Source organism: Aliiroseovarius sp. Z3, from assembly GCF_029105185.1.
In the GTDB taxonomy this organism is placed as follows: domain Bacteria; phylum Pseudomonadota; class Alphaproteobacteria; order Rhodobacterales; family Rhodobacteraceae; genus Aliiroseovarius.
In genome coordinates this window covers 193,962-214,764 of the sequence record NZ_JAFMZK010000001.1, presented here as the reverse complement: position 1 = coordinate 214,764, position 20,803 = coordinate 193,962, and the positions used below count along the sequence as shown (strand labels likewise).

General features: G+C 56.5%; 22 protein-coding genes. 12 read left to right on the top strand and 10 right to left on the bottom strand.

The features are described 5' to 3' along the window. The first annotated feature begins 71 nt into the window (after positions 1–71). From J3R80_RS01075 to J3R80_RS01045, 7 genes are all read left to right on the top strand, one after another. On the top strand, positions 72–305 hold the full coding sequence (locus tag J3R80_RS01075) for an acyl carrier protein (protein WP_275391905.1): 234 nt from the start codon (positions 72–74) through the stop codon (positions 303–305). A gap of 3 nt (positions 306–308) precedes the next feature. Continuing rightward, positions 309–1,223 (top strand): hypothetical protein, encoded by a 915-nt coding sequence (locus J3R80_RS01070; RefSeq protein ID WP_275391904.1) that lies wholly within the window; start codon positions 309–311, stop codon positions 1,221–1,223. Beyond that, positions 1,211–1,834 carry a hypothetical protein gene (locus J3R80_RS01065; RefSeq protein ID WP_275391903.1) on the top strand — a complete coding sequence of 208 codons (624 nt, stop codon included), beginning with the start codon at positions 1,211–1,213 and terminating at the stop codon, positions 1,832–1,834. The genes J3R80_RS01070 and J3R80_RS01065 overlap by 13 nt, the downstream gene beginning before the upstream one ends. Continuing rightward, positions 1,831–2,757, top strand: coding sequence for a ketoacyl-ACP synthase III (locus J3R80_RS01060; protein WP_275391902.1), 927 nt, complete (start codon positions 1,831–1,833; stop codon positions 2,755–2,757). The genes J3R80_RS01065 and J3R80_RS01060 overlap by 4 nt, the downstream gene beginning before the upstream one ends. 24 nt (positions 2,758–2,781) lie before the next feature. Next, entirely contained in the window at positions 2,782–5,019 is a 2,238-nt protein-coding gene (locus tag J3R80_RS01055) for a glycosyltransferase family 61 protein (protein ID WP_275391901.1), read from the top strand. 279 nt (positions 5,020–5,298) lie between these two features. Further along, positions 5,299–6,426, top strand: a complete 1,128-nt coding sequence (locus J3R80_RS01050; RefSeq protein WP_275391900.1) for a cystathionine gamma-lyase — start codon at positions 5,299–5,301, stop codon at positions 6,424–6,426. Between the two features lie 241 nt (positions 6,427–6,667). After that, complete coding sequence (locus tag J3R80_RS01045; protein ID WP_275391899.1) at positions 6,668–7,339, top strand: Hint domain-containing protein; 672 nt, start codon at positions 6,668–6,670, stop codon at positions 7,337–7,339. Positions 7,340–7,353: 14 nt separating this feature from the next. Here J3R80_RS01045 and J3R80_RS01040 read toward each other — a convergent pair whose 3' ends face one another. The 8 genes from J3R80_RS01040 to J3R80_RS01005 form a co-directional block, all read right to left on the bottom strand. After that, positions 7,354–7,947, bottom strand: coding sequence for a nucleotidyltransferase family protein (locus J3R80_RS01040; RefSeq protein WP_275391898.1), 594 nt, complete (start codon positions 7,945–7,947; stop codon positions 7,354–7,356). 7 nt (positions 7,948–7,954) lie between these two features. Next, positions 7,955–9,310 (bottom strand): branched-chain amino acid ABC transporter permease, encoded by a 1,356-nt coding sequence (locus tag J3R80_RS01035; protein WP_275391897.1) that lies wholly within the window; start codon positions 9,308–9,310, stop codon positions 7,955–7,957. Further along, entirely contained in the window at positions 9,307–10,317 is a 1,011-nt protein-coding gene (locus J3R80_RS01030) for a branched-chain amino acid ABC transporter permease (protein WP_275391896.1), read from the bottom strand. The genes J3R80_RS01035 and J3R80_RS01030 overlap by 4 nt, the downstream gene beginning before the upstream one ends. Then, positions 10,317–10,658: a hypothetical protein gene (locus tag J3R80_RS01025; RefSeq protein ID WP_275391895.1), complete on the bottom strand. Its 342-nt coding sequence runs from the start codon at positions 10,656–10,658 to the stop codon at positions 10,317–10,319. Before J3R80_RS01025 ends, J3R80_RS01030 begins: the two co-directional genes overlap by 1 nt. 2 nt (positions 10,659–10,660) lie before the next feature. Beyond that, positions 10,661–11,488, bottom strand: coding sequence for an ABC transporter ATP-binding protein (locus tag J3R80_RS01020; protein WP_275391894.1), 828 nt, complete (start codon positions 11,486–11,488; stop codon positions 10,661–10,663). Further along, positions 11,485–12,267 (bottom strand): ABC transporter ATP-binding protein, encoded by a 783-nt coding sequence (locus J3R80_RS01015; RefSeq protein WP_275391893.1) that lies wholly within the window; start codon positions 12,265–12,267, stop codon positions 11,485–11,487. The genes J3R80_RS01020 and J3R80_RS01015 overlap by 4 nt, the downstream gene beginning before the upstream one ends. 93 nt (positions 12,268–12,360) lie before the next feature. Next, entirely contained in the window at positions 12,361–13,545 is a 1,185-nt protein-coding gene (locus J3R80_RS01010) for an ABC transporter substrate-binding protein (protein ID WP_275391892.1), read from the bottom strand. 152 nt (positions 13,546–13,697) lie between these two features. Continuing rightward, positions 13,698–14,687: a GlxA family transcriptional regulator gene (locus J3R80_RS01005; RefSeq protein ID WP_275391891.1), complete on the bottom strand. Its 990-nt coding sequence runs from the start codon at positions 14,685–14,687 to the stop codon at positions 13,698–13,700. 237 nt (positions 14,688–14,924) lie between these two features. Between J3R80_RS01005 and J3R80_RS01000 the strand changes: the two genes are divergently transcribed. Continuing rightward, positions 14,925–16,298, top strand: coding sequence for a 3-deoxy-7-phosphoheptulonate synthase class II (locus J3R80_RS01000; protein ID WP_275391890.1), 1,374 nt, complete (start codon positions 14,925–14,927; stop codon positions 16,296–16,298). Positions 16,299–16,386: 88 nt separating this feature from the next. On the opposite strand, the gene J3R80_RS00995 is transcribed toward J3R80_RS01000, so the two are convergent. Beyond that, on the bottom strand, positions 16,387–17,262 hold the full coding sequence (locus J3R80_RS00995) for a PAS domain-containing protein (protein WP_275391889.1): 876 nt from the start codon (positions 17,260–17,262) through the stop codon (positions 16,387–16,389). Positions 17,263–17,431: 169 nt separating this feature from the next. Between J3R80_RS00995 and J3R80_RS00990 the strand changes: the two genes are divergently transcribed. From J3R80_RS00990 to J3R80_RS00975, 4 genes are read left to right on the top strand one after another with little or no spacing between them, the layout of a single operon-like run. Continuing rightward, on the top strand, positions 17,432–18,325 hold the full coding sequence (locus tag J3R80_RS00990) for a YicC/YloC family endoribonuclease (RefSeq protein ID WP_275391888.1): 894 nt from the start codon (positions 17,432–17,434) through the stop codon (positions 18,323–18,325). Between the two features lie 4 nt (positions 18,326–18,329). After that, positions 18,330–18,974, top strand: a complete 645-nt coding sequence (gmk, locus tag J3R80_RS00985) for a guanylate kinase (RefSeq protein WP_275391887.1) — start codon at positions 18,330–18,332, stop codon at positions 18,972–18,974. Next, a complete protein-coding gene (locus tag J3R80_RS00980; protein ID WP_275391886.1) occupies positions 18,971–19,495 on the top strand; it encodes a gamma carbonic anhydrase family protein in 525 nt (174 codons plus the stop codon). The genes gmk and J3R80_RS00980 overlap by 4 nt, the downstream gene beginning before the upstream one ends. 35 nt (positions 19,496–19,530) lie before the next feature. Beyond that, positions 19,531–19,965, top strand: a complete 435-nt coding sequence (locus tag J3R80_RS00975; protein ID WP_275391885.1) for a hypothetical protein — start codon at positions 19,531–19,533, stop codon at positions 19,963–19,965. An 89-nt stretch (positions 19,966–20,054) separates the two neighbouring features. Here the strand turns inward: J3R80_RS00975 and J3R80_RS00970 are convergent, their stop codons facing one another. Continuing rightward, positions 20,055–20,600 (bottom strand): peroxiredoxin, encoded by a 546-nt coding sequence (locus J3R80_RS00970; protein ID WP_275391884.1) that lies wholly within the window; start codon positions 20,598–20,600, stop codon positions 20,055–20,057. Between the last annotated feature and the right edge of the window lie 203 nt (positions 20,601–20,803).

The window sequence follows — 20,803 nt, the reverse complement described above, 5'->3', positions numbered from 1 at the left end:
GTCGATAAAGCTTTTAAGCGCCCAGTAGGCCAACGCACGCCAGAGATCGCAATATTTCGTGAGGAGTTTCCATGTCCCAGTTTACACACGCCACCTTCCTTTCGATACTTCAAGAGCAGTTTCCGGATCGCGACTGGTCTGAGCTTTCTGAAGAGGCGTCTTTGGAAGATGTTGGAATTGACTCGCTGGACAAGGCGACGCTGGTCATGAAGGTGGAAGAGGTGGCGGGTGTTACCATCTCAGACGAGCTTTATGACGAGTTGAATACACCCAGAAACATCGTCGAACTTGTTGTGTCGCAATAGGCTATGGTCGGCACGTCATCGCAGGTCGCACAATGGGCTCTTGCTGAGCTGGCCACGGTCGTTCCCGGCGCGCATGTGAAAGGGCAGGCACATGTTGGGCGAACGGATTTCGCCTCTGCCCGGTTTCCAAAGTCTCTTGTGTTGGCTGCAACACAACGCTTCCTGCGAGAGGCGCTTGAAAACTCAAATGTTTCGGCAGTCGTGACCACCCCGGATTTGGCTGGGCATTTAACCGGGTCTTGCGGTGCCGTGGTCGCGGATGATCCGACAAGAACATTCTACTTGCTGCACAACCATATGGCTGCAAGTGGAATGCGTCCCGATCTGGTGCCCGGTATCAGTTCCAAGGCCGACATACACCCAAAAGCGATCATCGAAGAGAATGTTTCAATCGCAGACGGCGCGTGCGTCGAAGCAGGGGCGATTGTGCGATCCGGCAGTGTATTGTCCGAGGGCGTTCTGGTCGGAGCTGGGGCGATCATTGGTGCGGATGGCCACTTCTACAAGCGGTTCGACGGCAAACTTCTGAGAGTTCTGCACGCTGGTGGTGTATTTTTGGACAAGGGCGCGCAGGTTCTTTCCGGGGCGATTGTTCAAAAGGCGCTCCATCCGGCTTTCACCAGCGTTGGTGAAGACAGCATTATCAGTGTCGCAGCCCATCTTGGTCATGGCGTCGAGGTTGGCAGCCGAACAACCATTACGGGGTCAGTGCAGATCGCTGGCTACTCGAAAATCGGCGATGATGTGTGGATTGGTCCATCGGCAGTCGTGCGCAATCTGATTAGCGTTGGCAATGGTGCAAGAATTGAGATCGGTGCGGTTGTCGCCCGATCCGTTCCCGAGGGCGGCTGCGTATCGTCACCCTTCGCGATGGATCACAAGAGAACGCTGAGAAAGTTTGCGGAATGGACATCATAAAGAAGAAGATCGCCTTCAAGGGAACTCGTACCTATTTGCATGGGACGGATTTGTTTGACGAAATGCGCGCCATTGGCCAAGAGCATGGGTATGCCCCGGCTTCAAGCGGGCGCGTCACCTTCGCAGTGAACAACATGATCGAAGGCTCTGAAATCGAGATTGCGGTTTCGGAGGCACCTATCGTCACTGACAGCGCCACATGGGTCGTCAAGATGAGCCTTCTCAGCGCCGATGAAAGCTCTGTGTATATAGCCGCACGACCTGCAGGTAACGGGCAGGAGGCAGGTTTGCGAAAGCCATATGACGAGGAGAAGATCGTATCCCAATGTGAGGTTTCAGGGCGCAGGGTTTCCAGCGGTGTCTTGGCTGATTTTTCTCTCATCGAACAGGTTGTACCACTCAACAAACATCTCAGAATGTGCCTGCACACTGAAACCCAGTTGCCAACAAATTGGTTGTTTGTTCGTGCCGATTTCAAGTTCTGGCCTGAAACGCCACAGAACATCGAGATCACGTCACAAACGGATGCACCGGCGCGTATCTACAAGAGCACCGTCAGCTTTGATGGTATCGAGGCCGGGGAGATCTACTTCATGGAAGCGAAAAAATGATCGGGATAGAGGCCATCGGAAGCTATGTGCCGTCTGGGGGGCGCACGGAAGGCGATCTTATGGAAAGTTTTTCCGTCGATGAGAGTTTTCTACGCGATAAAACGGGGTTCTTGCATGCGCGCCGGAAAGACGAAAACGATGAAACCTCTGATCTGTGCGTCGCGGCAATTAATGATCTGGTTGCAAAAACAGGTCTGGATTTGGCTGAAATCGAATGCCTTGTTGTGTGTACGCAAAATCCAGATGGTCATGGCATTCCCCACACCAGCGCGATAGTGCATGGGAAAATGTCACTGCCCGTGTCCTGCGCAACGTTTGATGTCAGTCTTGGGTGTTCAGGGTTTGTCATGGGCTTGTCAGTGGTAAAGTCATTCATGGAAAGCAATGGCATGACCCGCGGGTTGTTTGTGACGGCCGATCCGTACTCCAAGATTTTGAACGAAGAAGACAAGAACACTGCCTTGTTGTTCGGTGATGCCGCCACGGCCACACTGCTGAGTGATACGCCGCAATGGTCGCTTGGACGCTTCGTGTTTGGAAGTGATGGAAGCAAGGGGCGCGCGATCACGACCAACGATCAAAGAGAATTGACCATGAATGGCAGGGGCGTCTTTGTCTTCTCTGCACAGGTGGTGCCCCAAATGATAAAAGATCTGTTGGGCGAGCAAAGTCTCGATGTCCAAGATGTCGATTACTATTTGCTCCACCAAGGAAGCCGCTACATCGTCGAGACGATCGGCAGTAGTTTGGGCGTTTCTTCGGAAAAAGCTCCGTTCATGGCTGCTGAGACGGGGAATACTGTGTCATCCTCAATCCCCCTTATGCTTTGTGATGAACGCTTTGCTAGCGCAGAACGGCTTTTGCTGGCCGGCTTTGGAGTCGGATTATCGTGGGCTGGCTGTTTGCTGTCGCGCGCGCGCTGACCTCGACGATTGGGAGAGACAGAATTGGGCTCTGATACAACACTCGTAGCGCGTAAACTTCTAAGTGCTTTGAGAAGGCGTACTTTACGTTATCGCGCAGGCTACCAGGATGGTGACGAATTCAGAAAATATGTCGATTTGGCCCGCGAGGCAAAGGGTGATGCGTTGATCGCGGGGCTGTCTGACATGTTCAGAAAGAACGCGTCTGTCCCATCGAAAACCCAAAAGGCCATAGCGCTTGGCATACTTGAAAACAAAGACGCACCTCCGATCGAGAAGCTCTCGGAGTTTGTCCGGGCAGAAGGCAGCGAAGAAAATAGTAGCAAACTGCTCGTACTCCTGGCTTTCCATACCCGAAGCGAAGAATCCTACATCAGGGCTTTTGAGGCAGGTGATATGAAGAGTTCATTGCCCTATAAGGGGCGATTCAAGGCGGCTGATGCTTATTTGCGATCAGGCGACCGAGAACGCGCTATCGAGCTTTTCGAGGATATAAGCAGTGATCAACAGTTACAGGCCAAGGTACGTAACACTGCGGCGTTTCGAATGGTGTCCAACTCCTACAAACATGGAGATTCGGCGAAGGTAAGACAGGCGGTCAACCGCATCATAGAAACCGAGTTTTCAAACGCCAAGGTTGAAGAGGCGTTTGGCAGTCAAGCGCATTGGCTCTCGCATATCCTTCCGGCTACCACCGAGATTGCGCGAAATGCTTCATCGGCAGATTCAGACACTCATGCCAGCCAACAAGCTGCAATTGCAGCTCAACTCTTCCAACCATGCGTGGCGTTGCCATTTGTTGTTCGATCGGAAAGTCGCCAAACCAAAAGCCTGGCACGGTTTGGAGCATTGGAAAAAGAAAGCTATCTGGCTAACTTTTGGACCGTACTCGACACCGCCCACATTGTGTGTGCGGAAGCTCTCGGACATGCGCCCACGCACGCAGACGCAAATGCGCTGTTGTCGAAGATATTGTTGTACAAACATACTTGCTATGGCATCGAGATTGATCTGGATTTCTACGCCAAGATTTGTCGCTTTTCAGCGGAAGTTGACGAAACACCAAAAGGAAACAAACGGCTGAAAGATGCTGCATTGGATGCCGCACTCATGGCGGGGTCAGAACAAGATGCGCTGGATATGTTTGAAAACCGGTGGAAAGGACTTTCAGGTAAGGGACGGGTAGTTCCCTTTGGTCATCAGCAAGACTTCATCGCCAAACTGGATGGGCAAGCGGACAAGCATTCAAAATCGACATTGGACTTCCGGTTTAACGCATATGCGGAAAACCAACGGCTTGAGTTGACCGAAAGTCTGAATCTTCGTGCGATGAACTGCCGACAGGTCAATGACTTGTGCGTGTTTGATCGTCGCTACATTTGGCAAGATGACAAGTTGTTTGGACCCGAAGATCCCAGTCATTTTTTGCGGAAGACTGACCATATTCTTGCCGCCGCCGGCTCACATGCGTTGATTGTGGATGATTGTGAGAGCGTAAACGTCGATGCTCCGGTTGTGTTGCTGGGCGGTTCGCCAGCGCACTACGATAACTTCTTCCATGCGGTCGCTCAGAATTTCGGCCGGTTGCCGTATCTTGCAAAGATCGGAGCATTGGACGGGCGAAAAATCGCAATTGATTCCGACACGCCTGGCTGGGGACTGACGTTTCTCGAGCTGATGGGGTTCAAAGACGAGCAACTATTCAAAGTCGAGGCAGGTGTGCGTTATCGTTTTCGAGATGCAATTCTTCCCGACCCACCGCGCATGACGGAAATGCTGGAGCCGCAATATTTCGAGCCATTACGCGAGCGAATTCAGCAGTTGGTAGGCACTCGGAAGCGCAGTCGTAACATCTACTTCTCGCGACGCGAGATCGATTCCGAGCGAAGGCCATTGCTAAACGAGTCCGAACTCTTGGAACTGGCGGAAAAACGCGGTTTCGAAATTCTGGATCCAGCGAGCTTGTCACTGCTTGATCAGGTAAAAATGATGGCCGAAGCACGGGCAATTATCGGGCCAACAGGGGCGGCTTTGACGAATGTGCTTTTTGCCTGCGAACCTATCAAAGTCGGAGTTATGTCAGCCAGAGAGGCTTGTTTGAACTACTTCCAGGTGCTTTCCGGATACCGGGGGCATGAACATCACTGGATCCTCGGGCGTTTTGTTGATGGGTTGATCGCATCGGAACGTTTTCCTGTGCTCCCATATCAAGTTGAAATTCAGGATTTCGAACGCGCTTTAGACCAGATCTGCAGTGACTAGGTGACGGCAATCTCTTATCGGCGCACACGCCCAGCTAGATCGACTGATGCAAATGACTTGGAGTGCATCGCTTCGACATGAGGAGGCGAGCTGTAGATCAGGCTGGTAGGGAACTTCGGCTAAGTCGTCAGTGACACAAGTTAACGGTCAAATATTGTGGAACAGTGTGACGTCGAGTGAAGCCGGGTTTCGAGTCTCTCCTTGGGCACCACTCTGATGTCAGATAGAACCGACGTCATGTCGCGTATCTTTGCGTGATGCGAAGTGGGGGATGAACGTATGGACGAAGACACTCGGAAACGTGCCGCTGATCTGTTGCACCTGCGCGGGCAGGGGCTGTCAAAGGGCGACCCGGTGGCGCTGCCGCTGGTGTCCAGTTCGATGTTTCACCTGCCGGGCGACCCCGATGGTGCCGCCGCTTATGGGCGCATTGATAATCCAACATGGGAGGCTTTGGAACACAGCCTCTCTGTGCTGGAAGCCGCGCCTTGTATCGCATTTCCGTCCGGCATGGCGGCAATCTCGGCGGCACTGTTTGCAACGTTGAAAGCGGGGCAAACCCTGCTTGTTCCATCGGATGGATATTACGTTACGCGATTGCTGGCCGACCGGTTCCTGTCGCCGCTTGGGATACGCGTGGTTGAACGGCCCACGCTCGGTTTTTCCGATGGCGGTTTTGAGGGTATAGACGTTGTGTTCATGGAAAGCCCGTCTAACCCTGGGCTTGATCTGTGCGACATTCGGGCAATTGCGACGGCGGTGCGCAGTACAGGCGGCGTGAGCATCGTCGACAACACAACGATGACCCCGTTTGGCCAACGTCCTTTGGATCTGGGCGCAGATGTGGTTGTCGCGGCAGATACGAAAGCGCCGGGTGGGCATTCTGACGTTTTGATGGGCCATGTTGCCACGCGCAGTGTCGCCCTGCAGGAAGCGGTTCTGGATTGGCGAAAAATGTCGGGCTCTATCCCGTCACCCCATGCGGCCTGGTTGCTGCATCGCGGACTTGAAACGCTTGAGGTGCGATTTGATCGCATGTGCCAGTCGGCACAAATCATCGCTGAGGCGCTGATTGATCATCCGGCTGTGTCCACCATCCGCTATCCGGGTCTGACATGTGATCCGTCGCATGAATTGGCCAAACTGCAGATGTTGCGGTTTGGGTTTCTGATCGGGATAGTGCTGGACACAAAAGACAGTGCCGAGGCGTTCATAAACGGTTGTCGGTATTTTCGGCCAGCCACGTCCTTTGGCGGGGTGCACAGTTCAGCCGAACGGCGCGCGCGTTGGGGCGACGATGTGCCGGATGGCTTCGTGCGATTGTCCATCGGGTGCGAGCCGGTCGATGAACTTCTGACCGATCTGCTGCGGTCTTTGGATCAGCAGACGCCAGGTCTGGACGGATAGGGTTGCGAGAATCATATTCACTTCAGTGAATGCAGCCTAAAAATCGCGCTACTCTGGCCAATTCAATCATAGGATGCAAATTGTGGCGAGGACATGGCGTTGTTAGTCGAAAAACTCTCGCAAGAATTGAAAATGCACCTATTTTCCAAGGATTTCTTCATAGTTTAGGCGCAAATTGCTAGTATGCAGGTAGTGCCGAACGGGGTATCCGGCGTGTTTTTTAGGGGTAAATGAGTTGAGCTTGCGTGACATCCGAGTGCAGGAAACCATCCCGATCCATTGGACGGGATTTTCATCGACATCAACGGTTGACGATCCGATGCGGGGGCGCCACTCCCGCAGGGGCATAGCGTCGTCTGGCCTGTCCGCCAATACACGGGTTGAGACGTTGCGCGGCCCGGTGGCTGCGCGTGAGCTGCAAATCGGCGATCAGGTGAAAACCTATGGTGGCGGGTTTTCGGCACTGCGCTGGATTGGCACGTCCCGCTTAGCCGAAGATGCGGGCCTGCCGATGCGGCGGACATCCTTTGATGGCCGCGAAATCAGCACGCTCGTGACCTCAGATCAACTGGTCCTTGTTTCACACGCGCAAAACGATGCCCTGTTTGGCACCAGCGAAGTTCTGTGCCCTGCCATGCATCTGGCGGCTGCGGGTGTGTTCACACCCGACCCGACGGTGAACCCGACGATCGTGCACCTGTTGTTTGACACATATGAGCTTGTGAAATGCGGTGACGACTGGGTGGAAAGCCTGCGCCCGAATATGGATCAGATCCGTTCCGAAGACGCCGAAACTGCACAGGAAATCCTGTTGCATCTGCCTAAACTGGTCAGCCATCAGGGGCGTGCGGCCTATGTGCGCACACGCCCTGTTCTGGATGAGCGTGAGGTTGCCCTGCTGTTCGGGTCGTAAACTGTCGGGCGGGTTCAGGGCGTGGATCGGTCCAGCCATGATTGCCAGTCTTCTTGGGTGTCGATGTCGAAAGAAGCATGATCCTGCGGCAAGGGAACGATCCGGGTCGGCAGGCTCTTTAGCAGGTTTCGTGCTCCCTGATCGCCTTCAAGCGTTTCCAGCCGATCCAGAAATCGTGCGGGGATCAATACTGGATGTCCGGGGGCAAGATCCTGTGCCCCACCGCGTATGACCCAGTCGGGATCATACCCGGCGCTGACGTTGCGCAAATCATCGGATGTCAGTGCGGGCATGTCAGCCAGCAGGATCAACACGCCGTCGCAGCTCGGTAACATCTTTATCGCATCAGACAGGCTGTGGCCCATTCCAAGATGGGCATTGGGGCAGGGGATTGGTGTTGCTTCAGTCCTCGAAACTACATCAAGCCGTCGCGTATCGCCCGGTGGCAGGGCGACAAACACGCGGTGCCCTGTTTGGATCGCGGTGTCGATCCGATGGGCCAGCAAGGTGATTCCATCCGACCCGCAGAGCAACAGCTTGTCCCGCCCCATCCGCTGCGATTGGCCCGCGGCCATGATCAACACGGCAAGGGATGGGGGGCGGGACATGATGGCGCTATTTCTCGGGGATCAGACCTTGCGGACTGAACCGCAATACCAACAGAAGGATGATCCCCATCGAGAAGAGCCGCATATGGGCGGCAGAGTCCAAAAGGTGGGATTTCAGAGCTGATCCGTCCGACATGCCAGAGGTGACGAATGACATCACCGAATTGCCAATCGGTTCAACCTGAATCCAGAAGAACCAGATCACGAAGGCCCCCAGCACCGCGCCAAGATTATTGCCCGACCCACCTACGATCACCATCACCCAGATCAGGAATGTATAGCGCAAGGGCTGGTATGTGCCGGGCGTCAATTGTCCATCCAGCGTGGTCATCATTGCCCCTGCCAGACCACATAGGGCGGAACCAAGCACGAAGATCTGTAAATGGCGTCGTGTGACGTCCTTGCCCATCGCCTGCGCCGCGACCTCGTTATCGCGAATGGCGCGCATCATCCGGCCCCAAGGTGATTTCAGGGACAATTGTGCAAGGATCACAAGCACCAACAACACCGCGGTGAACAGCAGCGAATAAGACAGTTTCACCGCAAGCGTCGAGGCCGTGGTGACATTCATACCGATGGAATCTGCCTTCTCGATGAAACTGGTGCTTTGTTGAAGGTCGACCTCGTACGGCACGGGGCGGGGCAAACCGATCACATTTTTTACGCCGCGCCCAAGCCAGTCTTCATTCTTGACGACGGCCAGAATGATTTCGGCGATGCCCAGCGTCGCAATCGCCAGATAATCGGACCGCAGGCCAAGTGCCGTTTTGCCGACCAACCAAGCGGCCCCCGCCGCAAGCAAAGCGCCCACCGGCCAAGCCAGCAGCGTCATGTACCCATGGGCGCGATAGTTGTCTTGCCCACCGGGGTTCAGACCGCCGAGATACCCGGTTTGCGCCGGGTTGATCGCCTCGACCCCCGCGACACCTGCATCAAAGATCCAGCGGAACACGAAGAAACCGACCGCGAGCGTGGCAAACATGACCAGTGCACGCAGCCGCCCCTGCGCCATGGATTTATGTTGCCAGATCATCAATGCGATCGTGGCCGCGCCCATGATCAGGCCGGCGACGATCCTGAAGCCGCCGCCGCTCCATGCTCCCGGCGTGGGGGGCATGGAAATCAGCACGGTTGCCAGACCACCCAACGCGACAAAGCCCATGATCCCGACATTGAACAGGCCCGCATAGCCCCATTGCAGGTTCACGCCCAATGCCATCACGGCAGAGATAAGCGCCATGTTCAGGATGGTGATAGAGGAGTTCCAGCTGCCTGAAAAGATCCAGAACTGGGACGAGCCTTCGAGGATGAACAGAAGCGCCACCAGCGCAAACAGAAACGGTGTGCGAAGGGATTGGCTCATACCGATTGCCCCTTGAAAAGACCCGTGGGTTTGAACAGCAAGACAATGATCAGGATGACGAAACTGACCGCGAATTTGTAATCTGTGGACATCAGCTGCACCAGGCCAGATGGCTCAAGGCTTTCGGGCAGTAGATAGGTCACAACCTTCTTCCACGCATAGGTCACCGTGACCTCGGAGAAGGCGATGACGAAACCACCCGCGATGGCGCCCAGCGGGCTGCCCAATCCGCCGACAATCGCCGAGGCGAAGATAGGTAGCAGAAGCTGGAAATAAGTGAACGGTTTGAACGTCTTGTCCAGACCGTAGAGCACACCCGCGATGGTGATCAGTCCGGCCACGATGATCCAGGTGATCATCACGACACGCTCGGGGTTGATGCCGGACAAAAGCGCCAGATCCTCGTTATCGGAAAACGCGCGCATGGATTTCCCGGTGCGCGTCTTGTTCAGAAACCAGAACAGGGCCGCGACGACGATGACAGCGGTGACGATGGTCAATCCTTGGCTGGTTTTGAAAGCCAGCCCCTCGTCCAAGCCGGTCATGGATTTGAAATCACGTGCACTGATGATGAACCGTGCGCCATCGGCAAAGCGTTGATCGTCCGGGCCGATAACAAAGCGGACAACGCCATTCATGATGAACATCACGCCCATCGAGGCCATGACAAAGACGATCGGCTTGGCTTTGACGCGGCGATAAAAGCGATACACAACGCGGTCGGTGGCCAAAAGCATCAGCGCGGTGCCAACGATGCCAAAGGGCAGGGCCAGCAATGCCGTGGGAAGCGGATCAATCGACACGCCCATGGATTGAAACCACCATGTCACAAGGATCGTCACCATCGCCCCGAAGGCCATGCTGTCACCATGGGCGAAGTTCGAAAACCGCAGGATGCCGTAAATCAGCGTGACACCCAGCGCCCCCAGCGCCAATTGGCTGCCATAGGCCATCGCAGGGATCACGACGAAGTTGAGAAGCGCGACAAGCGCGTTCAGGATATCCATCAGAACTCTCCCTCGCATGTGCCCAGATAGGTGATCGACGTGGGCCCTTCATTGGAATGGGCGGTGAAGCGTGCTGTGTCGCCAGTGCGCGACAACAGGTATTCCGCGCCTTGGCCGGTGGCAAAAACGGTGATCAGAGGCGCGTCGCTTTTGACGCCCACAATGGTCAGGTCACCAAAATCTGTGACGAGCTTGGAGTCGTCCAGTTCCGCTGTCAGCGAAAAGGCTGTGTCCTGACAGGCTTCGGTCTCGTAGCATTCCATGGTGAACGTGCAGGTTTGGGCGAAGGCGGGCAGGGCGATCAGGCTGCTCGCGGCTGCTGCACAGATATACTTCAACATCCTCATCCCCCCAGAAACGACCGGCGCACTTCCGGGTCGGCCAAAAGGTCTTTGCCAGATCCGGTATGTGCGTTCGCGCCCTGCACCAGAACATAGCCTTTGTCAGCGATCTCAAGGGCTTGGCGTGCATTCTGCTCAACCATCAGGATCGAGATGCCAGTGCGCGCCACCTCGATGATCCGGTCAAACAGCTCGTCCATCACGATGGGGCTGACACCTGCCGTGGGTTCATCCAGCATCAGCACTTTGGGCTTGGTCATCAGCGCACGGCCCACGGCGACCTGCTGGCGCTGCCCACCCGACAACTCACCCGCCGCCTGATTGCGTTTCTCGTGCAGGATCGGGAACAGCTCAAACACCTGTGCCATGGTCTGTGAAATGTCATCCTCGCGGATAAACGCCCCCATTTCGAGGTTTTCCTTAACCGTCATCGAGGTGAAAATATTCTGCGTCTGCGGAACAAACCCCATGCCCTTGTGGACACGTGCCTGCGGCGACAGGTCGGTGATATCCTCACCATCCAGCCGGACCGATCCCTGGCGCAGGTTCAGCATTCCGAACACGGCTTTCATACCGGTGGACTTGCCCGCGCCATTGGGGCCGACGATCACCGCGATCTCGCCTTTGTCGACGGCGATGGTGCAGTCATGCAGAATATCCGGGCCGGATTTGCCATAACCGCCGGTCATGCTGTCGCCGATCAGAAAGGCATCGCCCGTGTGCATCTGGTGTCCGGTGCCCGCCGCCGGCGTGAGGGTGCCCTGACCCTTGGGATTGACGATCGAGGCATCCTTGTTGCCGCGATCATCCTGATAGGGGTTCCCGCTCATGCGCCCACCTTGTCCTTATTCTTCAAACCGGTGCCCAGATAGGCCTCGATCACGTGTTCGTTGGCCTTGATTTCGGCCAGCGTGCCTTCGGCCAAGACTTTGCCTTCTGCCATACAGATCACCGGGTCACACAGACGTTCGATGAAATCCATGTCGTGCTCAATCACGACGAATGTGTATCCGCGTTCTTCGTTCAGGCGCTTGATGGCGTCGGCGATGGTATAAAGCAGGGTGCGGTTCACACCCGCGCCAACCTCGTCCAGAAAGACGATTTTGGCATCGACCATCATCGTGCGGCCCAGTTCCAGCAGCTTTTTCTGACCGCCCGAGATTTCGCCCGCCCGAAGGTCTGCGATGTGAGAAATGGTCAGAAATTCAAGAACTTCATCGGCCTTGGCGCGCAGGGCGCGTTCTTCGTCCGCTATGCGCTTGCGGCCAAACCACGTGTTCCAAAGCTGCTCGCCCGACTGGGCCCCCGGCACCATCATCAGGTTTTCCCGACAGGTCATCGACCCGAATTCATGGGCAATCTGGAACGTGCGCAGAAGTCCCTTGTGGAACAATTCATGCGGGGGCAGGCCGGTGATGTCTTCACCCGCCATGGTGATGCGGCCCGAGGTCGGGGGCAACACGCCTGCAATTACGTTGAACAAGGTGGTCTTGCCCGCCCCGTTGGGTCCGATCAACCCGGTGATCGAGCGTTCCTCGATCCGCATTGTTGCGCCGTCCACCGCGTGAAAGCCGCCAAAATGCTTGTGAACGTCTTCGATGACGATCATATGTGTCCCCTCTCGCAACCGGAAGTTGGCCGCACGTCTTACCAAAACAGCCCGGAAAACATCCGGGCTGTTTCATTAGGTTTATAAGGTTGTTTAGTGGAACTTAACAGCCTCGATGGCGCCATCTTTGATTTCGATCTCGCGATAGCTTCCACCGCTTTCACCGGGGCCGATCAGTTCAACGTCTGAACCGCCGACATAGTCGATGTCGCCGCCAGCCGCGAGGATCTCAAGACCTTTGGCCAGTTCACCTGGACCGATGGGTTCGCCGGGGGCGTTGGCCACTTCGGTCACGGCTGCGCTGACCGCAGCACCATCGGTCGAGCCTGCGGCTTGCATTGCCAGAAGCAGAACAGCGGCGCTGTCATAGCCTTCCTTGGCATAGGGCGAGGTGCCGTCGATTTCGGCTGCTGCCAGCATCTCTTCCAACTTGCCCGCACCATCATTGGCCGAGCTGGGGTGTTGGCCGAAGCTGCCGTCGATGTCGCTGCCGAATTTCTCGGTCAGGATGTCCGACACCATGCCGTCCGGAAGGACGAATGTGTCAAATGCACCGGTGTCAAGCGAACCCTGGATAATGCCCGAACCGCCCTGGTCCGAATAACCGGCCACGACAAGCGCCTGACCACCAGCAGAAGCCAGCGCGCCGACTTCGGCCGAATAGTCGGCTTTGCCTTCTTCGTGGGCAGCGTTGATGGTCACGGTGCCGCCCGCGGCTTCGAAGGCTGCCGCAAAGCTGTCGGCCAGACCTTTGCCATAGTCGTTGTTGGTATAGGTCACGGCGACTTCGTTGATGCCACGGCTGGTGATGATATCGGCCATGATTTCGCCCTGACGCGCATCCGACGGGGCCATGCGGAAGAACAGGCCATTGTCTTCGATGGTCGACAGACCCGGCGAGGTTGCCGATGGCGAGATTTGCACAACACCGTTGGGCAGCGCCACGCTGGTCAAGACAGCGCCGGTTGCGCCCGAGCACATTGCACCCACGATGCCGGCAACGCCTTCACCCGTGACCAGTCGTTCGGCGGCGGCTGTGGCAGCGGCTGCGTCGACGCAGGTTGAATCGCCACGAACAGACGTCACCGTGGACCCGCCCATGAACAGGCCCGATTCGTTGACCTCGGCAATGGCCAGTTCCGCGCCGCCCGCGATGTGGGGCGCCAGCGATTCAAGCGGGCCGGTGAAGCCAAGAAGGACACCCACCTTCACGTCTTCTGCAAAGGCTGTGCCGCTCATCAGTGCGCTGGCGGCGGTCGCCATAAGAATCTTTTTCATACTTTCTCTCCCAGTTGGAAAATATCCGAAGCAGAGCCTAGGCAAGCGTTTGGGAAAAGAAAAGGGCCAAGCGGTGCCAGACATGAAAAAGGTCGTAGGATCGGCAGGTTATGGCTGGAAAGATGTTCAAGGTTACGCGTTGGCGGTGCGCGTTAAAGCGTCACCTTGGCGGCATGACTGCCGCGTTCGCGATAAGGCGTGGTATCGTAATGTGCCCGGTAACATTTGGAAAAATGGGACGGGCTGGAAAATCCGCAGGCCAACGCCACGTTGATCACGCTCATATCTGTTTGCATCAACAGGTTGCGTGCTTTTTGCAAACGCAGCTCCATATAATAGCGTTTGGGCGAACGGTTCAGATAGCGTCGGAACAACCGTTCGAGCTGCCGCGTCGACATGCCCACATCAGCAGCCAGAATTGACGGCGAAATCGGCTCTTCGATATTGGCTTCCATCTTCTGGATCACATCGCTGAGCTTGGGGTGGCGCACGCCGATCCGGGTCGGCACCGACAAGCGCTGAGTGTCGCGGTCCGTTCGGATCGAGGTATAGATCTGTTGGTCAGCGACGACATTGGCGATGTCTTCACCGTGCTCATCCGCAATCAGCTTCAGCATCAGGTCAATCGACGATGTGCCGCCCGCGGCGGTCATGACGTTGCCATCAATCACGAAGACACGTTTGGTCAGGTCCACCTCGTCAAAGGCTTCGGCGAAGCTGTCGTGGTTTTCCCAGTGAATGGTCGCACGCTTATCATTCAATAGCCCTGCTTTTGCGATCACATGTGCAGCGGTGCACAGGCCTGCCACCTTCACGCCCCGGCGTGCCTCGCGCCGCAACCAGTTCAAAAGCTTCGTGGAACAGTGGGTCTGCACGTCCACGCCCGAGCAGATAATCATCGTATCATCGCGCCGAAGCTCGCCCAGATCGCTGTCCAGATTGAAGGCTGGGCCGGCAGATGAGGTGATGGTCTGACCGCCGTCGCCCATGATCACCCATTCATAAAGGGTGCGCCCTGCTGCTCGGTTGGCAATGCGCAAGGCATCCACGGCACCTGCGAAGCTGAGCAACGTAAACCCTTCGACAAGCACGAAAACAAACCGTCGTGGGGCGGAGTGTGTCGATACGGGTTTTTCAGTCATCCGAGTCACCTTCTGCGGATCGGTTTCTTTGCGTTGTCGGGGACCACATCAGGTTTGAACGGAAGCGGCAAGAGAGAAACCACCGGCATTTGTACAACCGGTCAAGACCGGCATTTCGGGATATTAACGCGACATATCCCCAATCCATAACGGTAATTGCACGTTAGCGCTGACCGCGCTAGAAGAAGGGCCTTGAACCCGCAGGCGCGGGATAACGACCTAAGACGGAGCAAAGACATGACGGAGTGGGACAAGTCGACCTGGCGCGCAAAGCCACGGGTGCAGATGCCTGACTATACCGACGCGGCCAAGTTGGCCGAGGTCGAGGCACAACTTGCGAAATATCCCCCGCTGGTCTTTGCAGGCGAAGCGATGCGGCTTCGTGAACAACTTGGTCGCGCCTCGCGCGGGGAAGCCTTTTTGTTGCAGGGTGGCGATTGCGCCGAAAGCTTCTCGGACTTCTCGGCAGACGGAATCCGTGACACGTTCAAGGTGATGTTGCAGATGGCGATGGTGCTGACCTATGGCGCCAAGGTGCCAGTGATCAAGGTCGGACGCATGGCCGGCCAGTTCGCCAAGCCGCGTTCGGCCCCAACCGAGACAGTCGATGGCGTAGAGCTTCCAAGCTATCGCGGTGATATCATCAACGAGCTGGACTTTACCGAAGCCTCGCGCGTGCCCGATCCGCAGAAGATGTTGCAGGCCTATACGCAAGCTGCGGCGACGCTGAACCTGTTGCGGGCCTTTTCAACCGGTGGTCTGGCGGATGTGCACAAGGTGCACAGCTGGACACTTGGCTTCACCGAAAGCGATGAGGCCGAGAAATACCGGGAAATGGCCGAACGTATTCAGGACACGCTGGATTTCATGCGCGCTGCTGGTGTTGACAGTGACAGGGCCCATACATTGCAGACGGTGGACTTCTACACCTCGCACGAGGGGCTTTTGCTGGAGTATGAAGAGGCGCTGACCCGTCTGGATGCCACCACGGGCAAAACCGTTGCAGGCTCGGGCCACATGTTGTGGATCGGCGACCGCACCCGTCAGCCTGACGGTGCACATGTGGAGTTCTGCCGCGGTGTGGCGAACCCGATCGGTCTGAAATGCGGCCCGACCACAACGGCGGAAGACCTGAAGGTTCTGATGGGCAAGTTGAACCCGAACAACGATGCCGGTCGCCTGACGCTGATCGCGCGGTTCGGGGCAGGGAAGGTGTCCGAACATCTGCCGCGCCTCATTCAGGCGGTAAAGGAAGAGGGCGCGAAGGTCGTCTGGTCCTGCGATCCGATGCATGGCAACACGATCAAATCGGCCACCGGCTACAAAACGCGCCCATTCGATGCCGTGCTGAAAGAAGTGCAGGACTTCTTTGCCGTCCACAAGTCCGAAGGCACCATCCCCGGTGGTGTGCATTTCGAGATGACGGGCGCCGACGTGACGGAATGCACCGGCGGCGTGCGCGCGGTTACCGACGAAGATCTGTCGGACCGCTATCACACCGCTTGCGATCCACGTCTGAATGCCAGCCAATCGTTGGAACTGGCGTTTCTGGTGGCGGAAGAGCTGTCGTCAATGCGTGCCGAAGACGCGGCGGCGGTCAAAGCCAGCTGACCGCCGTTCATGTAATTACAGAAAAACCCCGGCCCAACGGCCGGGGTTTTTTATTTCAGTGATGGTCGCAAGATGGCGGCGCGGGTGATCAGTCTTGTTTGACAAGCCGCAGATGCCCGCCGGGACGCGCCGTGGGGCTTATGCTCATCGGGCGCGAGGCGCCATGGAAACTTGCCGCAAGCTCGGCCATGCCCGGCACTGCAACGCCGCTGGCATCCGACGGACGCATGATGTGGCCTTCGCTCTTACGGTTTTGACCGGTTTGCGAGGGGCGGATATCCACACGGGTGACGTCTGGCTTATTCGCGTCGGTTGATCGGGGGGGCGGCGCGCCACGGATGTCCCAGTAGCCGGGACGGGCGATGTCCCGTTTTCGCCGACGTGCTGCATCGCTGCTGTTCTGGCCGGCGGTATGTTCCACCGTAAGCGGACGTGTTTCCATATTGCAGATGGCAAATCGCTGTGGTCCACGACCCAGTTTGCCATCGACCTGGAACCCACCAAGAACGCGCGTGACATTGCCGTGGATGTCTTTCAGGGGCAGCAAGATCAATTGAGCGTCCAGCTTGTTGTGAAACAGATTGCTTTCACTGCGCAGGGTCAGGCTGACTTCGGCAGGCGTGGTAAAGACGCTTTCCAGCGCCTCTTGTATCTCGTCACGGGCGTCAGGCGTAAACAATGCGCTCAGGGGCATGCCGCGTACTTCCATGGACAGAACGTCGCTGATGTGCTGACCCGCCAGCCGGATGCGGGCATGGCCGGGCGCGATACGTTCAAGGATCATCGCATAAGTCAGGTTTTCGCCGATGCCACGGGGGTCAACATCGCCGCGTGTGGGCATCAGACGGCCATTTCGCAGCGCATGCCAATAAGCTTCAATCTGTGCGATGGCAGGAAATTTGATCGTCCGCCGAGCCGAGGCCAGCGTGACAACATTACCATCTTTAAGATACTCAATCTTCATCTTCGCGTCCCAAGGTTTGAAACGAATTTAATAAATTTGGTGATAACCAGCGAGCTTGTTCAAATTGTGGCCGTTTGTTAACGATTGGAAGGATAATCCTTACCGATGTCTTAATATGTCACATTCCTTTCGAAATTGGCATAAAAACTTAGCAAATGGTTAACTTTACATGCCACAATCCATGACGGGCTTTGCCAGCACCGCGTCCGAAGACGCCGGTTACAACTGGGTCTGGGACCTGAAATCCGTGAATGCACGCGGGTTGGACATTAAAATTCGGGTGCCCGATTGGCTGAGCGGTCTGGAAGAGGCGATGCGCAAAAGCCTGAAGGCCAAGGTGGCGCGCGGAAGTGTGTCGGTCAGTTTGAAAATCACGCGCCAGGATGATGTGGGATCGCAATCCATCAACCCGGACGAATTGGCGCGGGTGCTGACCCAACTGACCGCAATCGCCGCCGAGGCCGAGGCGCGGGGACTGCCCGTCGCACCGGTGCAACCTACTGAAATCGCTGGCATGCGCGGCGTGTTGGAGCAGCGCGCGATGACCGATGGCGATATCGCGCCCTTGCTGGACCGATTGATGAATGACATCCCCGAATTGGTGGATCAGTTTCTGACCTCGCGGGCGCAAGAAGGCGCGGCGTTGGTCCGCGTTTTGTCGGATCAGATTGACGAGGTGTCCCGGCTTGTCACCGCCGCCGAAGCGGTCATGGACGCCCGGCAGGAGGCCCAGATCACCGGGTTGCGGGACGCCCTGTCACGCGTGATGGACAACACCGATGGTGCAGACCCCGATCGCGTTGCGCAAGAACTTGCCATGCTGGCCGTGAAAACCGATGTTCGCGAGGAAATCGACCGGCTAAAAGCCCATATCGACGCGGCGCGGGGATATTTGGTGTCTGATCAACCCGTCGGTCGAAAACTTGATTTCCTGATGCAGGAGTTCAACCGAGAGGCCAATACATTGTGTTCCAAGGCACAATTCAAGGATCTGACTGCCATTGGCCTTGACCTGAAGCATGTCATAGATCAGATGCGCGAGCAGGTTCAGAACGTGGAGTAACGATATGTCCGACAGGCGTGGCCTTCTTATCATCCTGTCTTCGCCCTCGGGCGCGGGAAAATCGACCTTGGCGCGGCGGCTGATGGACTGGGATCCGACGCTCAGCTTCTCGGTCTCGGCCACCACGCGCGCGCCGCGCAAAGGCGAGGTCGACGGGCAGCACTACCACTTCGTTGATGAAAGCCGGTTTCGTGAAATGGTGACCGGGGGTGAAATGCTGGAGCATGCCCACGTCTTCGGCAATTTCTATGGATCGCCGGAAGGTCCGGTGCGGAACTCGATTGAAAGCGGCCGTGATGTCTTGTTCGACGTGGATTGGCAGGGGGAAGTCCAGATCCGCAACTCCGCCATGGCGTCACATTCTTTGTCGATCTTCATCCTGCCGCCGTCCATCAAAGAGCTGCGCGCCCGGCTTGAAGGGCGCGGGCAGGATGATGCGGCCACCATCGCCAAACGGATGCAGAAAAGCTGGGACGAGATCAGCCACTGGGGCAGCTATGATTACGTGCTGATCAACGATGACCTGGAAGAAACGGCGCAAAAGCTGATCACGATTGTTGAAGCCACGCGTCAGCGACGCAATCAGCAACCCGGATTGTTGAACCATGTCCGTAAGTTACAAGCGGAATTTGAAGAGGGAAGCCAATGATATATGAGCTGGATGGGGTCAGCCCCGAAATTGCAGACGACGTGTTTGTTGCGCCCGATGCAAATATCATTGGCCGGGTCCGCATCGGTGCGAAAGCGTCCGTCTGGTTCGGGTGTGCGATCCGCGGTGACAACGAGCAGATCGAAATCGGGGCCGGCACCAATGTTCAGGAAAACAGCGTGTTTCATACGGATCTGGGTTATCCGCTGACGATTGGTGAAAACGTGACCGTTGGCCACAAGGCCATGCTGCATGGCTGTACGGTGGGTGATGGCAGTCTGATAGGTATGGGGGCGACCGTCTTGAACGGTGCCAAGATCGGGAAGAACTGCCTGATCGGGGCAGGGGCGCTGGTCACAGAAGGCAAGGTGATCCCCGATGGCTCCATGGTGCTGGGCGCGCCCGGCAAAGTGGTGCGGGAGCTGGATGCGGTGACGATCAAGAGGCTTTATGCGTCTGCCGTGCATTATCAGCAGAACGCGGCGCGGTTCCTGACGGGGTTGAAGGCTGTGCAGGGGTAAACAAGACAGTCTTATCTGTCCTTAGGAGGGTCACATTGACCATTACCATTCTTAGAACCGTCAAATGGCTTAACCAGCCCGCAAACAACGAAATCGTGCTTGATCTGGTTCACACTTGGATCGAACTACTAGCCAATAAGCACTATCAAGCTGCATTCGAACTGACTGGGCATGACAGCTACCATTCGTGGACCCCTGACTTAATCAGGAAGGTTATTGAAAGCTACGGCCTGCCTGACGAAAATAGTCTGCAAAAATACGAAGTTACCAGCGTTGATGAAGCACAGGGCGGGCCTAAGCCACGCTGGGAAGTGGAATGGTTTGAGCAGCCCGGTACAGATGGCAGAGTGGGTGAGGTGTCAGCTGAACTGCCCTTGAACGGTACTTGGTCAGACCTTACAGCGATATTTGAGATCTATCTCAGAGATGATAAATACGCTCTTGTTTTGAACGATATCCACGTGCTCTGAATGCCTTGACTTACTTTCACAATTGCATGTGTCGCCAACAAAAAGGGCCACCCAATCGGGCGGCCCTTCGTCATTCTATCGCGGGTCGCTTATGCGACGGCTTCGTTGGCCTCTTTCAGCCATGCCAGAACGGTTTCCGGCGCGCTTTCGCCATAGGGGTCTTCGCCGTGGTTGTCGCAGCGGCCCGGCTCTTCGAACCATGCCTCGACCACGCCGTCGTTGATGATGGCGGCATAGCGCCACGAGCGGGCGCCGAAGCCCAAGTTGTCTTTCTGAACCAGCATGCCCATCAGGCGGGTGAACTCGCCCGAGCCATCGGGGATCACTTTGACGTTCTCAAGCTCCTGGTTGCGGGCCCAGGCGTTCATGACGAAGCTGTCATTGACCGACATGCAATAGATTTCGTCGATGCCTTGGGCGCGGAAGTCGTCAGCGCCGTTTTCATAACCGGGCAGCTGATAGGTCGAGCAGGTGGGCGTGAACGCGCCGGGCAGCGAGAACAGAACAACGCGCTTGCCTTTGAAATAGTCGTCCGAGGTCATGTCCTGCCAGCGGAACGGGTTGGGGCCGTCGATGCTGTCATCGCGAACACGGGTGCGGAAGGTGATGTTTGGAACGCGAACGCCTGCTTGCATGGTGATTTCCTTTTCTTTTCAGCGCGCGGGGAATCGCGCGGGCTGGTCAGCCATGTTGTTAGAACGATCCCAGATGTGGCTCAACGAGGATTTTGCAGGTGCAGCATCGTGCCAGCAGGCCATGCGTCAGGCTCATAACAGCCATGCGGCTTTCAAGGTGACTTGGCGGCGCGATAACGTTATATGTCACAAAGCCGATTTTG

Bases quoted from the DNA above. Each gene is read 5' to 3' on its own strand.
- J3R80_RS01075 (WP_275391905.1), top strand. From the start codon at position 72: ATGTCCCAGTTTACACACGCCACCTTCCTTTCGATACTTCAAGAGCAG.
- J3R80_RS01070 (WP_275391904.1), top strand. From the start codon at position 309: ATGGTCGGCACGTCATCGCAGGTCGCACAATGGGCTCTTGCTGAGCTG.
- J3R80_RS01065 (WP_275391903.1), top strand. From the start codon at position 1,211: ATGGACATCATAAAGAAGAAGATCGCCTTCAAGGGAACTCGTACCTAT.
- J3R80_RS01060 (WP_275391902.1), top strand. From the start codon at position 1,831: ATGATCGGGATAGAGGCCATCGGAAGCTATGTGCCGTCTGGGGGGCGC.
- J3R80_RS01050 (WP_275391900.1), top strand. From the start codon at position 5,299: ATGGACGAAGACACTCGGAAACGTGCCGCTGATCTGTTGCACCTGCGC.
- J3R80_RS01040 (WP_275391898.1), bottom strand. From the start codon at position 7,947: ATGTCCCGCCCCCCATCCCTTGCCGTGTTGATCATGGCCGCGGGCCAA.
- J3R80_RS01035 (WP_275391897.1), bottom strand. From the start codon at position 9,310: ATGAGCCAATCCCTTCGCACACCGTTTCTGTTTGCGCTGGTGGCGCTT.
- J3R80_RS01030 (WP_275391896.1), bottom strand. From the start codon at position 10,317: ATGGATATCCTGAACGCGCTTGTCGCGCTTCTCAACTTCGTCGTGATC.
- J3R80_RS01025 (WP_275391895.1), bottom strand. From the start codon at position 10,658: ATGTTGAAGTATATCTGTGCAGCAGCCGCGAGCAGCCTGATCGCCCTG.
- J3R80_RS01020 (WP_275391894.1), bottom strand. From the start codon at position 11,488: ATGAGCGGGAACCCCTATCAGGATGATCGCGGCAACAAGGATGCCTCG.
- J3R80_RS01015 (WP_275391893.1), bottom strand. From the start codon at position 12,267: ATGATCGTCATCGAAGACGTTCACAAGCATTTTGGCGGCTTTCACGCG.
- J3R80_RS01010 (WP_275391892.1), bottom strand. From the start codon at position 13,545: ATGAAAAAGATTCTTATGGCGACCGCCGCCAGCGCACTGATGAGCGGC.
- J3R80_RS01005 (WP_275391891.1), bottom strand. From the start codon at position 14,687: ATGACTGAAAAACCCGTATCGACACACTCCGCCCCACGACGGTTTGTT.
- J3R80_RS01000 (WP_275391890.1), top strand. From the start codon at position 14,925: ATGACGGAGTGGGACAAGTCGACCTGGCGCGCAAAGCCACGGGTGCAG.
- J3R80_RS00995 (WP_275391889.1), bottom strand. From the start codon at position 17,262: ATGAAGATTGAGTATCTTAAAGATGGTAATGTTGTCACGCTGGCCTCG.
- J3R80_RS00990 (WP_275391888.1), top strand. From the start codon at position 17,432: ATGCCACAATCCATGACGGGCTTTGCCAGCACCGCGTCCGAAGACGCC.
- gmk (WP_275391887.1), top strand. From the start codon at position 18,330: ATGTCCGACAGGCGTGGCCTTCTTATCATCCTGTCTTCGCCCTCGGGC.
- J3R80_RS00980 (WP_275391886.1), top strand. From the start codon at position 18,971: ATGATATATGAGCTGGATGGGGTCAGCCCCGAAATTGCAGACGACGTG.
- J3R80_RS00970 (WP_275391884.1), bottom strand. From the start codon at position 20,600: ATGCAAGCAGGCGTTCGCGTTCCAAACATCACCTTCCGCACCCGTGTT.